Annotated in this window: 12 protein-coding genes; 7 read left to right on the top strand and 5 right to left on the bottom strand. The window is 51.0% G+C overall.

The genetic code is table 11. From position 1 onward, the window contains the following. Positions 1-161: 161 nt before the first annotated feature. Complete coding sequence (gene gltX, locus ON072_RS07320; RefSeq protein WP_045282644.1) at positions 162-1571, bottom strand: glutamate--tRNA ligase; 1410 nt, start codon at positions 1569-1571, stop codon at positions 162-164. A gap of 265 nt (positions 1572-1836) precedes the next feature. Here gltX and ON072_RS07325 point away from each other — a divergent pair, with 265 nt between their 5' ends. From ON072_RS07325 to ON072_RS07350, 6 genes are all read left to right on the top strand, one after another. Further along, positions 1837-2064 carry a hypothetical protein gene (locus tag ON072_RS07325; RefSeq protein WP_025890110.1) on the top strand — a complete coding sequence of 76 codons (228 nt, stop codon included), beginning with the start codon at positions 1837-1839 and terminating at the stop codon, positions 2062-2064. Between the two features lie 261 nt (positions 2065-2325). Further along, positions 2326-3345: a TRAP transporter substrate-binding protein gene (locus ON072_RS07330; RefSeq protein ID WP_025890111.1), complete on the top strand. Its 1020-nt coding sequence runs from the start codon at positions 2326-2328 to the stop codon at positions 3343-3345. Positions 3346-3390: 45 nt separating this feature from the next. Further along, positions 3391-4029 (top strand): TRAP transporter small permease, encoded by a 639-nt coding sequence (locus ON072_RS07335; RefSeq protein ID WP_025012078.1) that lies wholly within the window; start codon positions 3391-3393, stop codon positions 4027-4029. 8 nt (positions 4030-4037) lie between these two features. Beyond that, positions 4038-5435 (top strand): TRAP transporter large permease, encoded by a 1398-nt coding sequence (locus ON072_RS07340; RefSeq protein ID WP_025890112.1) that lies wholly within the window; start codon positions 4038-4040, stop codon positions 5433-5435. An 87-nt stretch (positions 5436-5522) separates the two neighbouring features. Beyond that, entirely contained in the window at positions 5523-7319 is a 1797-nt protein-coding gene (locus tag ON072_RS07345) for a sensor histidine kinase (protein WP_208157174.1), read from the top strand. Further along, positions 7316-8683 carry a sigma-54-dependent transcriptional regulator gene (locus tag ON072_RS07350; RefSeq protein ID WP_096142300.1) on the top strand — a complete coding sequence of 456 codons (1368 nt, stop codon included), beginning with the start codon at positions 7316-7318 and terminating at the stop codon, positions 8681-8683. The genes ON072_RS07345 and ON072_RS07350 overlap by 4 nt, the downstream gene beginning before the upstream one ends. On the opposite strand, the gene ON072_RS07355 is transcribed toward ON072_RS07350, so the two are convergent. Continuing rightward, the gene (locus ON072_RS07355) at positions 8662-9924 is read right to left on the bottom strand and encodes an MFS transporter (RefSeq protein ID WP_261752989.1); all 1263 of its coding nucleotides are present in this window, start codon (positions 9922-9924) and stop codon (positions 8662-8664) included. The genes ON072_RS07350 and ON072_RS07355 overlap by 22 nt on opposite strands. 148 nt (positions 9925-10072) lie before the next feature. Between ON072_RS07355 and ON072_RS07360 the strand changes: the two genes are divergently transcribed. Then, positions 10073-10954 carry a LysR family transcriptional regulator gene (locus tag ON072_RS07360; RefSeq protein ID WP_028781271.1) on the top strand — a complete coding sequence of 294 codons (882 nt, stop codon included), beginning with the start codon at positions 10073-10075 and terminating at the stop codon, positions 10952-10954. A gap of 174 nt (positions 10955-11128) precedes the next feature. Here the strand turns inward: ON072_RS07360 and ON072_RS07365 are convergent, their stop codons facing one another. The 3 genes from ON072_RS07365 to maiA all read right to left on the bottom strand — a co-directional run bounded on the left by ON072_RS07365 (position 11129) and on the right by maiA (position 14831). Then, positions 11129-11575 carry a hypothetical protein gene (locus ON072_RS07365; RefSeq protein WP_052658087.1) on the bottom strand — a complete coding sequence of 149 codons (447 nt, stop codon included), beginning with the start codon at positions 11573-11575 and terminating at the stop codon, positions 11129-11131. 11 nt (positions 11576-11586) lie between these two features. Then, complete coding sequence (locus tag ON072_RS07370; RefSeq protein ID WP_274626009.1) at positions 11587-13710, bottom strand: S8 family peptidase; 2124 nt, start codon at positions 13708-13710, stop codon at positions 11587-11589. 461 nt (positions 13711-14171) lie between these two features. Beyond that, positions 14172-14831, bottom strand: coding sequence for a maleylacetoacetate isomerase (gene maiA, locus ON072_RS07375; RefSeq protein ID WP_025010900.1), 660 nt, complete (start codon positions 14829-14831; stop codon positions 14172-14174). Positions 14832-14930: the final 99 nt, after the last annotated feature.

Consider the following 14930-nt stretch of genomic DNA (forward strand, 5'->3'; position numbering starts at 1 on the left):
AACCGTCGACCTCTTGCATGCCATGCAAGCGCTCTCCCAGCTGAGCTATAGCCCCAAGCTATCTCTCATTACATTTGAGTGTACTGCCAGCAACTTGCTGCCCTGTGTCTCAACTGCGAGGCGCATTCTATGCAGCACACCCAAATGTGTCAACGCCTTTTTTAGGAATTTATTCTGGCTGCTACAAATTCAACCGCTTTGGAGATTCTTTGCTCGCAACGAGCTTTCCCAATGAGAAATAAGGTTAAATCCAGAGCAGGAGATTGGCCCGCACCTGTCACGGCAACCCGCAAAGGCATGCCGACTTTACCCATTCCTACCTCCAGTTCGGCCGCAGTTGACTCAATGGCATTGTGAATCGCTTCCACGGTCCACTCAGGCAAAGCTGCCAACTTCTGCTGCACCAGTTGCAAGGGTTCCAATGCTACCCCACGCAAGTGCTTCTTGGCCTGTGCTTCATCAAACGCCTCGAAGTCTTCATAGAAGTAACGGCTGGAGGTAGCCATCTCTTTGAGTGTCTTGCTACGCTCTGCCAATGCAGTAACGATTTCAGTCAGTGCCGGGCCATTACTGGTATCTATCTGCTGATCACGCATGTGCCATTCGAGGAAACCGGCCACATATTCTGGATCCAGCGACTTCATATAGTGCTGGTTCAACCAAATCAGCTTTTCGGTATTGAATGCCGAAGCCGCCTTGTTGATATCGTCCAATTTGAAGAACTGCTTCATCTCCTCCAGAGAGAAGATCTCCTGATCGCCATGAGACCAGCCCAAACGCACCAGGTAATTCAGCAATGCTTCCGGCAGATAACCGTCATCACGATACTGCATTACGCTCACTGCGCCGTGACGCTTGGAAAGCTTGGCACCATCGTCACCCAGGATCATGGATACGTGGGCATACTCAGGGACAGGTGCACCCAGGGCCTTGAGAATGTTGATCTGTCTTGGGGTGTTATTGATATGGTCTTCACCGCGAACCACGCAAGTGATACCCATATCCCAGTCATCAACCACCACACAGAAGTTATAAGTAGGAGTACCGTCGCTGCGGGCAATGATTAGGTCATCCAGTTCTTCGTTGGCAATTTCAATCCGGCCGCGAACATGATCATCAAAAACCACGCTGCCTTCCTGTGGGTTTTTGAAACGCACTACATAAGGTTCATCTGTATCACGGGGAGCGGCATCACGGCAGCAGCCATCATACTTCTGGCGTTCACCCTTGGCGGCCTGCTCTTCACGCAGAGCTTCAATGCGCTCACGAGAGCAATAACACTTGTAAGCCGTGCCCTCTTTTAACATCTGAGCGATGATCTCGTTGTATCGTTCGAAGCGTTTGGTCTGATAGTAAGGACCTTCGTCCCAATTCAGGCCCAACCATTCCATCCCTTCCAGAATGGCATCAACCGCCTCCTGAGTAGAACGCTCAAGATCCGTATCTTCGATACGCAGCACAAACTCGCCATTATTGGCACGAGCGTGCAACCAGGAGTATAGAGCCGTACGGGCACCGCCCACATGAAGAAAGCCGGTAGGGCTGGGAGCAAAACGCGTCTTGGTGGTCATAATTGAACACTAACCTTAAGAATAAACGCCTGCCAGGCAGGCAAATGAAAAGTGCGCATATTCTAGCAGCCTAACCCTACAAGGGAAAAGAGCTCTGGCCGACAGTCACAAGATAGATATTGCGGCTCTGGATTGCCCTGCCGAGCCATATTCTGAGTAAGACACACCCGGATAGCGCCCCAGGCTGTAATACTAGCGCTTCTTTCACGCTGGCTAAATTTTCAACTACGCTTCAGGAAAGCATCTTTTTTGTGGAACAGAGGCTATGACAGGAATCAGTCAATCGGCTTCCCTCGCCAGCATTGCGGCCTATTTGAAGCACACCAACGACTATGACGAGCAAACGGCGCAAAAAGAAGCCAGAGAAGTGATGCATAACCTGGTGACTATGCGTCAGAAGGGCTTTATTACCGGCTGGTACTTTGACGAGCAGGGGCATCTGGAGCTACTGCCCAGTGACGCCGTGCTCAAGCGCATAGATCCCCCCAAGTAAATCAAAGTCGCAATAGGCGGTTTTCCACCCATAATCGACAGCAATGTGAGCAAGATCTCACCCAAACAGCAAAAAGACGTGACAAACATCAAATAAACTACACTTTAGCAACCAATGAGTTACAAAAAAGTAATCAAGTTGGCGCACTACTTGCCTTACCCAATACAGACCTTAGGGAAAGTCGGCTGTATTCCCGCTGGAGATACGCACTTTGGGGTACGTATTTTTCAATAACTCAAGAGCATATAAAAAGGACACATCATGAGTGCATTCAATCCATCCAAACTCTTTACCCAGCCACTGAAAACCCTTGCCCAAGTGACGGCTTTGGCCGGCGCATTGGCGAGCTTCTCGGTTCTGGCAGAACCGGTAGAGATTAAGTTTTCCCACGTTGTGGCAGAAAACACCCCCAAGGGCCAGATGGCGCTGAAGTTCAAGGCCTTGGTCGAAGAACGCCTGCCGGGTGAATATCAGGTCAGTGTGTTCCCCAATTCACAACTCTTCGGAGACAACAATGAACTGGCCGCGCTGCTGCTCAACGATGTGCAGTTGGTTGCGCCATCACTTTCCAAGTTCGAGCGTTACACCAAAAAACTACAGCTGTTCGATCTGCCGTTTTTGTTCAAAGACATGGCCGCTGTCGACAAGTTCCAGCAGAGTGAAGCCGGGCAAAAGCTGCTGAACTCCATGAAGCGAAAAGGCGTTGTTGGCCTCGGTTATCTGCACAATGGTATGAAGCAGTTCTCTGCCAATGAGCCGCTGCTTTTGCCCAAGGACGCCAGCGGCAAAAAATTCCGGGTTATGGCCTCTGACGTTCTGGCGGCCCAGTTTGCCGCCGTTGATGCAACTGCAGTGAAAAAGCCCTTCTCCGAGGTGTTCACCTTGTTGCAAACCCGCGCCATAGATGGTCAGGAAAACACCTGGTCCAATATCTACTCCAAAAAATTCTTCGAGGTGCAGAGCCATATCACCGAAAGTAACCATGGTGTGCTCGACTACATGGTGGTGACCTCCAACACGTTCTGGAAGAGTCTGCCCGGCGATAAGCGGAAAATCATCAAAGAAGCGCTCGATGAAGCCATTGCCTATGGCAACAAGATTGCCGGTGACAAGAATGACCAGGACCGCCAGTTGATCATCGACTCCAAACGCTCTTTGGTAGTTGAGCTCACCCCAGAGCAACGCCAGGCCTGGGTTGATGCAATGAAGCCGGTATGGGCCAAATTTGAAGACCAAATCGGCAAAGACGTGATAGATGCCGCCGTGGCCGCCAACCAGTAAGTCAGTATGGGGGCTCCGGCCCCCGCAATTTCTGCGGAGAGCAATATGATTTCACGCGCCTTGGGCTACTTTGAGGAAGGCTTTCTCAACTTATTGATCACCCTGATGACGGTACTTGTCTTTGTCGAAGTCGTTGCCCGCTTCTTTTTCAATACAGGGTTTCTCTGGATGCAGGAGCTGACCTTGACCCTCTGTGGTTGGTTTGTCCTCTTTGGCATGTCATACGGCGTTAAAGTCGGTGCCCATATAGGTGTCGATGCCTTCGTCAAAAAGCTTCCCAGGACAGGCCGCAAATACGCCGCCATGCTGGCTGCTGTCATCTGTTTGATCTATTGCGGCCTGTTCCTTAAAGGCAGCTGGGATTATCTCAGCCAGATGTATCAGATTGGGATACCCATGGAAGATATCGACTTCCCCCATGCCCTGGTTGCCAAACTGGACCCCGACTTTGCCTGGGAAACCTTGCGCATAGATGTGGAAGATCCGGCAGTACCGCTGTGGATCTCCCAAAGCATTCTGATTATCGGTTTTGCCATGTTGACCTGGCGTTTCATTGAACTGTTTTTTGCCATTCTGACCAACCGCTCACAAGGATTCAGCTTCCACGATGAAGCCAAGGAAAGCATGCACCTGGCAGACGAAAACGAAGCCGGCGAAGACAAAAACAACTCCAAGCATGAGTAGATAACGCCATGACAATAGCTACCCTCTTTATCGTCTTATTTGTTTGTATGCTGCTCGGCATGCCCATTGCCATTGCACTGGGTTTCTCCAGCATGCTGACTATTTTACTGTTTTCCAACGATTCGCTGGCCTCTGTGGCCCTGAAACTCTATGAGTCCACTTCAGAGCACTACACTTTGCTGGCGATCCCTTTCTTTATTCTTTCCTCGGCCTTTCTCTCCACCGGCGGCGTCGCCAGGCGGATCATCGACTTCGCCATGGACAGTGTCGGCCATATCCGCGGCGGTTTGGCCATGGCCTCGGTCATGGCCTGTATGCTGTTTGCCGCCGTCTCCGGCTCTTCTCCGGCCACAGTAGCGGCTATCGGCTCCATAGTTATCGTCGGCATGATCCGCGCCGGATATCCGGAAAAATTTGCCGCCGGGGTTATTACCACCTCAGGTACCCTGGGAATACTGATCCCACCATCGATTGTGATGCTGGTTTATTCGGCAGCCACCGAAGTGTCCGCGGCGCGGATGTTTATGGCCGGGCTGATCCCTGGGTTACTGGCGGGGATGCTAATCATGCTGGCCATCTATATAGTGGCCCGTATCAAGGGATTACCTTCCCTGCCCTTCCCCGGCATTCGCAAGCTCTCTATCTCAACGGCCAAGGCGCTGGGTGGCCTGATGCTGATTGTCATAGTGCTGGGTTCCATTTACGGCGGGGTCGCCAGCCCCACGGAAGCCTCGGCGGTCGCCTGTATCTATGCCTATTTCATTGCCGTCTTCGGCTATCGCGATATCGGGCCACTGAAAAATGTCGCCTGGCGCAATCCTGGTGAGCCTATAGTCAAAGCCATAGGCCGCAATCTGGGATACAGCTTACTGGGGTTACTCAAGACACCTGCCGACAGAGAGATACGCGCCGTCGTCAGGGATGGCGCCAAAGTCAGCATCATGCTGCTGTTTATCATAGGCAACGCCATGCTGTTCGCCCATGTATTGACCACAGAGCGGATCCCTCACATGATTGCCGAAAACATAGTCGGCATGGGCCTGCCTGCCTGGGGCTTTCTCATCATAGTCAACCTGTTGTTGCTGGCCGCAGGTAACTTTATGGAGCCATCAGCCATTTTGCTTATTATGGCGCCAATCCTCTTTCCCATCGCCACCCAGTTGGGAATCGACCCCATTCACCTTGGGATCATCATGGTAGTCAATATGGAGATAGGAATGCTGACGCCGCCGGTGGGGCTTAATCTGTTTGTGACCTCGGGGATCACAGGCAAGAGCATAGGTTGGGTAATCCACGCTTGCCTGCCTTGGCTGCTGCTGCTATTGGGGTTCCTTATTCTGATCACCTATGTTCCTGAAGTGTCCCTGTTCCTGCCTGAGTATCTGGATTCGTTGCGGGGCTTTTAATCCTTGAAATCATCAGGGCTATCGGCGAGTCTAAGACTCGCCGATTTCTTACGCCGGAACTACACCGAATAACGCCGGGACAATAAGATGCCGCTCAACAACAAGACCCGAAAGCGCCTGCTTATCACCACCATGCTGGTGACGGGTCTGTTTATTACCCTCAAACTGACCTACTGGTACCATCTGGATAAGGGATTCACCCAATACCAGGCCCTGGCAGACAAACAGCTCAGCGAAGTCATAAGCTTTATTGAAGGCGCACTCATTCGCTATGAGAGTATTCCCCATGTGCTGTCCACCAACCCCATGCTGGCCCGGGTAATCAAGAGTAGCGCAGACAAGAGCGAAATCAGCAAAATCAACAAATACTTTGAAGAGATACAGCATGTCACCGAAGCCTCTGATATCTATCTGCTCAATAGCCAAGGGGATGCTATTGCCGCCAGTAACTGGCAGCAAGCCTATTCGTTTATCGGTCAGAATTATGCCTTTCGTCCCTACTACACAGAAGCCATAGCCGGCAGGCTGGGCAGCTATTACGCCGTCGGCACCTCGTCCAACACCAGGGGGTTTTATTTCTCCTACCCGATTTACGATCAGGGTAAAGTACTCGGTGTCATAGTGGTCAAGGTCGATATTGCCGATATTGAAGAGCAGATGACGGGGCTAGCCAAGGCGGGCCAGTATGAACTGGCCATCAGCGGTGAGGATGAAGTCATCTTTCTGGCCAGTATTGCCAATTGGCGTCTGAGGTCACTGCAACCCCTGGCTGCGGAAAGGTTGCAACAGATAACCCTTAGCCGCCGTTATGCCGACCGTAAGCTGCAGGAACTCAGGATAGATCCGCCCTACCGGCAGGAAACACCCGCCCACAGGGCACTATATCGGATAGAAAACGATCAGGGCCGGGCCCAATACCTGGATACCCGCAATGAAATGACCAAGGTAGGCTGGTATGTGCATGTGCTGACACCTGTTGCACCTTTGTATCGTTCACTGCCCCCTGTGATGCTGCTGTCCGCCAGTATCTTTCTATTGCTGGCATTGGGGCTGCTGTTCAGTATCGAGCGGCGCCGTAACCTAAGACGCATGCGCCAGGCCCAGAGCCAGCTGGAACATAGGGTCAAAGAACGTACCCGGGAGCTGGAAGATGCCAACACCCAACTGAAACAAACCCAGGATGAACTGATCCAGGCCGCCAAGCTGACTGTCATCGGCAGTCTGTCTGCCAGCATCAACCATGAAATCAATCAACCATTGGCGGCGCTGCGCAGTTATGCCCAAAACACTCAAACCTTTCTTGGTCGGGGCATGCATGACAAGGCACAGGAAAACCTGGTCACCATCATCAGCCTGACCGACCGCTTGGCGGAAATAGTTGCCCAGTTCAAGAGCTTCACCCGCAAGAGCCAGGGCCAGGACAAGCCCACCAGTATCAATGAAACCGTGCAGGAGGCGCTGACCATAGTGCATCCGGAAATCGACAAACAGGGGGTCCGGCTCGAACTGCAGCTCCCGGGTAAGCCCTGGTGCTTCTACGGCGATAAAATACGCCTGCAACAGGTACTGGTGAACCTTATCAGCAACGCCATAGTGGCCATGCAACGAGTCGATGAGCGTTTGTTGACCATCAGCATCAGCGTAGAAGAGATGCTGTGTATCCGTATTCAGGATTCCGGCCCAGGCGTCAACGAAAGCCAGATGGAGAAAATTTTCGAACCCTATTTTACCACCAGCCAACGACAGGGATTGGGTCTGGGACTCTCCATCTCCCGCCGAATTGTCGAGTCCATGCAGGGCTCCATCAGCGTCGCCAACGCCGCCGAAGGTGGCGCTGTATTTCAGATCCTGTTGCCTCTGTACCGCGGCGAGGAAACCCAATGAGCGAACAAGAATACACAGTCCTGATCCTGGACGACGAACCCCATATAGGCACAGTGCTGAGCCAATTATTTGAACTCGAAGGCATCAGTGCCAAGGCATCGACCCAACCGAAAGAGATCTTGCGCCACCTCAGCCGCAACTGGATGGGAGTGGTCATTACCGATGTCAACATGCCCGGCATGGACGGCATCAGTGTCATGCAGCAAATCAAACAGCTGGATGCCGATCTGCCGGTGATACTGATCACCGGCTTTGGCGATATCGCCATGGCGGTCAGCGCCGTTAAACAGGGTGCCTATGACTTTCTGGAAAAACCCTTCAACAACGAGCATATTCTGGATGTCGTCAAGCGGGCACTGGACAAGCGCAGCCTGACGCTGGAGAACCGCAAGCTCAAGCAGGAGCTGGAATCCCAGAGCCTGCCAGGCCCAAGGATCCTCGGCAACAGTCCGGGTATCCGTCAGATGCGCCATCTCATCCACCAGGTGCTGGATACTCCGGCCGATATCCTGATCGAGGGTGAAACCGGCACCGGCAAAGAGTTGGTTGCCCGTTACCTGCACGATCACAGCCCCAGACACGGCGCCAACTTTGTCGCCATCAACTGTGGCGCTATCCCGGAAAACATCATAGAGAGTGAGCTGTTCGGTGCAGAAGCAGGAGCCTTTACCGGCGCCGACAAGACCCGGATTGGCAAGTTTGAGTACGCCAACGGCGGTACCCTGTTCCTCGATGAAATTGAAAGCACACCTATGGCATTGCAGGTCAAGCTGCTGCGTGTACTGGAAGACAGGAGAGTCGAGCGTCTTGGCTCCAATAAATCCATAGCGCTGGATATCAGGGTGATTGCCGCAACCAAGGTCGACCTCAAAGAACTCTGCCGCCAGGGCAGCTTTCGCGAAGATCTCTTCTATCGTCTCAATCTGGTGACTGTGGCCATTCCGCCGCTGAGGGAGCGACGGGAAGATATTCCCTTGCTGTTTCTGCACTTTGCCCGTATTGCTTCGGCCCGCTACCACAAGGCGCTGATTGCCCTTGGCGGTGAGCAGCAGGCCCGTCTCAGTACCCATGAATGGCCCGGCAATGTGCGCGAATTGAGAAATCTGGCGGAACGTTATGTTCTGCTTGGCGCCGAGGCAGCCTTTGCCGGCGCCATAGGCAGCAGTGACAGCCTGCAAAGCGGCATGTCACTGACTCAAAGGGTGGAGTTTTTCGAAAGACTGCTGATTGAAGAAGCCCTGGCGCACAACAAGGGCTCCATCAAGCTGACCATGGAACAGTTGGAGCTACCGCGCAAGACCCTCTACGACAAGATGCGCAAATATGGTCTTGAGCGTAAAGATTACCTCAACGATGCCCCCTGAGGCGTATCCATCTCCTGGCTGAGCGGCTGTTTTTGCCGCCAGCCAAGGCGCCAAACCGCCAGCGAAGTCAAAAACAGCAAAACCATGGATCCCATCACCACGCCCTGCCACTCGCCTCGCTGCCAGAACAGCATCAAAAAAGGGCCTCCCATTGCGGCGCCAAGGTAATAGCAGCACAGATATAATGAAGTGGCCTTGGCCCTGTGGCTTCTGGCGCGCATGGCCACAAAGGAGTTACAGCAACTGTGGGTAATAAAGAAACCGCAGGAGGTGAGCAAAAAGCCTACGCAGATCCACACCTGGGTATCCAGCAGAGTCAGCAGACTGCCGCACAACATCAGCAGCAAGGAAATTCTGAACAGAGGCAACTGCCCATGGCGGGCGATCCACCTGGCGGTGTAATAAGACGCCAGTGTGCCGCTTGAGTAGCAGAGGAAAATCAGTGTCGCCTCAAACCGGCTCCAATCATAAGGCGGTGCCATCAAGTGCAACTGAATAAAGCTGTACTGGTTGACCATCATCATAAATGCCAGCCCACCGATAAGGTAAGCCAGTCGCATCTGACTATCCTTGAGGTGATGCACAAAGCCCCGTAAGTCTTCACTGCCACCGCGCCAGAAACGCCACTGTTTCGGCAGCCGTTCTCGCTTGGCGGCGCTGACGGCATTGGGCAGTAAATAGCTGACCAGTGCCACCCCAAACAGACTCACCGCCAGCAGCAGCCACATGGCATCCTGCCATAATAGATGTTGCGACATCAGCCCGCCAAACAGCCGACCGATAATGCCACCGAAACTGTTGGCGGTAATGTAAACCGCCGCGGCCTTGAGCATGGTCTCAGGTCTGAGTTGCTCCTTGAAATAAGCCATGGCGATGGCCGGTACAGCCGCCAGCAATATCCCCTGAAGCAACCTTACCGCCACCAGTGCATTGAAATCTTTAACAAATACCAACAAGATATTGGACAGCGCCAGGGCCCAGAGGCTGATAACTATCGGCTTGTGACGGCCAATCCTGTCCGAGACTATGGCATAGCCAAGCAAGGAAAACGCCAGCGTAAAGCTGGTGACAGAAAGCACCAGAGTCGACTTGGCTGCCGTTACCTGAAAATGCTCGGCAATCAAGGGCAGCATCCCCTGCATCAAATACAGATTGATATAAACCACCACTGATGCCACGCACAGTGCCCAAATCAAACGGGTATCACGCGCATGCCGGCCAACGGCTTCGACCTTAGTCACTCCGACCTCTTAAATTAGCAAAGGATTCACCACAACAAGGTTAGCACCGGGCAATGCATAACAATAATAGATAAATAATATCGATTTCATCAATTTTTGTTATGCTTGAAAAACTTCCTCAAGATTATCCGCAAGAGTAAGGCGAGACGTGGACATCCGACAACTAAAACACCTGGATAACCTGGTTAAGTACGGCAGTTTTACCCGAGCAGCAGAGAAGCTGAATTTGGCCCAACCCGCCCTCAGTCAGAGTATCAAGCGGCTGGAGCAATCTCTCGGCGTCACTCTGGTCGACCGTAGTGGCAGCCGCCAGGAAAGCGGCATTCGCCTCACTGCCGAAGGGCTGGCGCTGCATCAACATGCGGTATTGATCCTCAAACAGCTGAGTCAGGCAGAGGCCCATATCCGGGCCATGGCCGAGCTGGCCAAGGGCGAAGTGCGAATTGCCGTGCCCGGTATGTTGGGCTCTTTCTACCTGCCGTCACGGGTGATGGCCTTTCGCCATCAGTATCCTGATTTGAAGCTGTCTCTGTTTGAGGGAGGCACCCGCGATGCCCTGAGGATGCTGGAGCAGGAAGAGGTGGATATAGCGATTATCACGGCCCAGGACCTCAAGCCTGAGTTCGAGTCCTGTCTGTTAATTAGAGAGCAGATGGTGGTAGCTTCAAGCCCTGAACACCCCTTGGCCACAAACGAGGCCGTAACGCTGGAGCAGTTTTTCGCCCATGAGTTGGTGATGTTCAAACCCGGTTATTTTCATCGTGAATGGATGCTGAGCCGAGCCAGAGAGCTGCAACTCGAGCCTAGGATCGCCTTTGAAACCAATCTAATCAACCTGATAAAACAGATTGTAAGTCAAGGGTTTGCCGTCACCAGTGTGTTGGAAATGGTGGTCAATGAAAGAGATGACATCATAGCCCTGCCCTTCGCACCTCCTGTACATCTCGACCTGCATATTGCCTGGAAGAAACAGCGCCCGGTAAGCCAGGCCGACCGGGCCTTTGTGGAGTTTTTGCTGGCCAATAAGTAAGAGGTTCACCTCTGTTCAAATCCCTTGTTTGAGAAAATGAATGAAATTTGTAGGGTATAGTACCCATTACAAAATTCAAAAGGCAGAAGCCAAAGCTTCTGCCCTTCTTCTACTCAAACCACTATAAGTATTCATAGCGGTTTATCAAACAAGGAAAACTCTTATCGAACTTGATTACCAAGGTTGATAAAAATCCTGCGCTAAGTCCAATTCAGCTCTGAGAACCTGAGGATGTTGCTTCAACGACTCCAGTAACTTCAACAGGTCCACACCTTCTGGGACAGCCAACAAGGTAAGATTATTATCGCTTTGCCAATCCAAACGTAGATTATAACTTTGCGAAAAATCAGCAGCTGATACGCCATCAGCCAATTTTACAATCAGCTTTCCCGTAGGTATGGCGATAACCTTGCCATCACTATTAACTAGAGGCTGATCTTTTATCAGCGTATCTGCGATAACAATCTTATCGCCGGATTTTACCAACAAGGTATCCTTATTTGGCTTAGCAGGAAGCATCTTTTGCAACGCAGACCCCTCCTTAGGTAAAGGAGCTGCATGCAATATAAGAGGCATGGTTGTAATGAGTAATGCCGCAACCGTCATTGTGATACTTTTCATGTCCATTCTCCTTATGATGCTTTGACAGCCTGATGACCGTGAATACGCAAAGACCAAGATTTGAGTATGCCATTGGCCTCATTATCCATTAGCTCTTCTTCAACGTTAGTTCTTCCAACCCGGTAAATGTATCCCAGCTCGCCGCTATTAACGTCGATAACTCTCAGAGTCCAATCTCCTTTGGCGCTCTCACCATAGAAAGCATTGGACAACATGGGAGCATTTTCATATCCGGGAGCATTATCAAGTACACCGTTAATAAAGCCATTGTACGGTGTCATCAAGACGCTGCGGGTACCTGACGGTGAAATCAATTCTACAGCTAGATCTGCTAAACGTTTATGATCTGCCGAAAGTGTAATTTGAACTCCTTCAACCACCCAGTCCGAGCCAAAATTCTGGACATCACTGACACCTTTCAAAGATCCATCGGGAATAGCCTCATTCAGATCTTTATGAGTTTGCCAATCACTCACCTGATACTCGCCAAGTTCCACCTTGTAGTCCTTAGCCATGGCAACAGCCTTACTGACATCGATACGGCCGAAACCATAAAAATCATGAAAATTGAACCCTGCAGCATTAGTAAACCAAGCAGGCACAGCTTCATACACTGGAGAATTAGCAGCATCGTTCAGTGGAACTCTGATAGCGGCAATATCAGCATCTACTTGAGTAGATGTTGATGCCAGAATATGCCTAATATCACGCCATGAAAGTGATGGGTTGGCACTCATAATCATGGCGACTGCACCACTGGCATTTGGCGCCGCTGCCGAAGTTCCGTTCATGGTAGAGCGATAGTCACACTCTAAATTGAGTGGGTGTAGGCCGCCGTCAAAAGGCGTTCCTGGGCGTTCTTCGGCCACCGAACTCCCCTTGTCACAGCCGGCTCTGTCCGTGGTCACTATCGCTGGGTCTTCATCACCAGATTCACCACCAGGAGCATTAACAAAAACATTTGCCCCCACCGATGAGTAACTGCTGAGTTTACCATCTGCACTTCCTGCACTGATCACCATATTATAAAGATTGGTGTTATTTGGAGACATATTGGCGTTGTGGTAAGGCAACCCTTTATTTGCAGGCTTGTTTTCCGCTTCAGCGCTAAAAAAATCTCCAGGTAATAGGAATTGAGGTATCCCCAAAGAATTGGGCCCTAAGTAGTTATAGCGAAAACCATTACCCGCCGATTTAACAAAAATACTACCTCTACCATCAAAGCTTTTAGTGGTAACTTGTTGATAAACCTCATACTCATTCTCTTTCATTGAGTCGGCTTTCAGCGGTTGACGTCCATAACTCTGGTTAAACACCCTGGCATTGTCACTGTAAGCACTGGCACCGTGGGACTTGGCGAAGTTCTCAAAGGTTTGTACGCTCTTGACCTTACCGCTGGGATCCTTATCCAGGAAGTTAAAGCCGATAAGGTTGGCATCGGGGGCAACACCGCGGCCGCCAAGGCCATTCCAACCGGCAGCGGCTATGATCCCACCAACAGAAGTACCGTGCGAAGCACTGTCGGCAAATGGCGTAGGATCGATAGTGCCGGTGATCAGGTTATAGGAGCCGCCTTCAATAACATTGGCCTTGAGATCCGGGTGACTAATCTCCAGACCATCATCTACCACAGCAACAATAACGCCTTTACCGGTAACACCTGAGGCAATAGCATCACTGACATTCATGTCTTCACCGGCCACACCGCGATTCTTGGCAAAGGCATTTTGGCCTGTGTTTTTCAAGTGCCACTGATGCTGATACAAAGGGTCGCCACCGTCGATACGCAATGTCAGCGTTGAGACAGACTCGCTCTTGCCGTCACTGACTTTGAAGCGCACGACTTCTGTGCCTTCCAACGCATCGGTCTGGTAGCTGAAGCTACCCTTGGCCGCATCATTGATGGTCAAAGTCCCTAACTTGACTTCGCCGGGATCCACTAACGAAAAGGTTATCCCTCCTTCGGCATCTCTTCCTTCCAGTTGACCTTCCAGGCGTACCGACTGACGAACGTCATAGGTCACATCCTGACTCTCAGGGGCTGTATTAACCGGCTCAGGTGCCTTCTTGTTGTCACTGCCACACCCCGCCAATAAGACTGCGGCTATGCTCAGCGCAATAATCGACTTATGCATACTTCTTTTCCTTTTGATAATAAAACGCCATACCGCCGAAAACAGGTTTTCGGAAGCAAATGTTTAATAGGTATGGCGTATTTTTTATTGTTATAGCTTGGTCAAAATCAAGCATTAACATATGTATCACATGTAACAGCCAATTCAATAAGAGAAAAACAACAAGCAGGAAAAATCCTACATATGATACGAAATACGTTATTTGAGGTATTTTATAAAAGACTAAATAAAGAAATGGTAAGCCTATAAATCTAAAAACAATTTCCTATATAAGCCAGATCGCAAATGTAATAAAAACAGCATATTGTTTAAATAATTAGTTACAAATTGCTGAGCAGATTTTATTTTCAAAAGCCTGTTATTAACAGAAAGGTATCATTTTATAAGAGAGGTTTTTCAAGCGCGGGGTATTTTTAAGGTTATTTTATAGTCACCGCATAGATGACTATAAAATAATAAAACTACTGGGCATCTGGTTGATTTTCAGGTGCTGCATCAATAAAGGCCGGCAGAGTCAGGCACTCATCATTAATACGACATATATTGGGATAAGGAGACAAATCGATATTAAAACGCTTAGCATTATAAACTTGGGGAACCAGACAGATATCCACCAGGCTGACCTGGTCGCCGAAACAATACCGGCCCGAGTACTGCTGCAGCTGTTGCTCCAATGCACCAAAGCCCTGTTCGACCCAGTGGCGATACCAATCATTCTTGGCCGCGTCATCCAACTTGAGCGTCCCGGTCAGATACTGCAACACCCGCAAGTTGTTCAAAGGATGGATCTCACAGGCAATCCCCATCGCCATGGCCCTGACCAGCGCCCGCTGCTCAATATCACCCGGCAACAGCGCCTCACCGCCAAAGGCTTCATCCAAATATTCAATGATCGCCAGCGATTGGGACAACACCAACTCGGCGCGCTCGTCGGTTTCATCCGTCACCACCAAAGCCGGTACCAACTCCTGCGGGTTAAGCGCCTTGAAAGCAGCCTGATGCTGCTCGCCGCCATTGCGCACCAGATGAACCGAGAGCTGCTCGGCGCAAAGCCCCTTGAGGTTGAGCGCAATTCGCACCCGATAAGCGGCGCTGGAGCGCCAGTAACCATATAATTTCAACATAAGTTGTTCTCCCAAAGCTCGCTAACCTTAGATTGCGACTCCGCCTTGGTGACGCTTTATCCAAAGCCTTAACGCTGACACATTCGAAGGCAATAC

The sequence above is a fragment of the Shewanella sp. K8 genome (assembly GCF_028823715.1).
Lineage (GTDB): Bacteria > Pseudomonadota > Gammaproteobacteria > Enterobacterales > Shewanellaceae > Shewanella > Shewanella algae.

Bases quoted from the DNA above. Each gene is read 5' to 3' on its own strand.
- gltX (WP_045282644.1), bottom strand. From the start codon at position 1,571: ATGACCACCAAGACGCGTTTTGCTCCCAGCCCTACCGGCTTTCTTCAT.
- ON072_RS07325 (WP_025890110.1), top strand. From the start codon at position 1,837: ATGACAGGAATCAGTCAATCGGCTTCCCTCGCCAGCATTGCGGCCTAT.
- ON072_RS07330 (WP_025890111.1), top strand. From the start codon at position 2,326: ATGAGTGCATTCAATCCATCCAAACTCTTTACCCAGCCACTGAAAACC.
- ON072_RS07335 (WP_025012078.1), top strand. From the start codon at position 3,391: ATGATTTCACGCGCCTTGGGCTACTTTGAGGAAGGCTTTCTCAACTTA.
- ON072_RS07340 (WP_025890112.1), top strand. From the start codon at position 4,038: ATGACAATAGCTACCCTCTTTATCGTCTTATTTGTTTGTATGCTGCTC.
- ON072_RS07345 (WP_208157174.1), top strand. From the start codon at position 5,523: ATGCCGCTCAACAACAAGACCCGAAAGCGCCTGCTTATCACCACCATG.
- ON072_RS07350 (WP_096142300.1), top strand. From the start codon at position 7,316: ATGAGCGAACAAGAATACACAGTCCTGATCCTGGACGACGAACCCCAT.
- ON072_RS07365 (WP_052658087.1), bottom strand. From the start codon at position 11,575: ATGAAAAGTATCACAATGACGGTTGCGGCATTACTCATTACAACCATG.
- ON072_RS07370 (WP_274626009.1), bottom strand. From the start codon at position 13,710: ATGCATAAGTCGATTATTGCGCTGAGCATAGCCGCAGTCTTATTGGCG.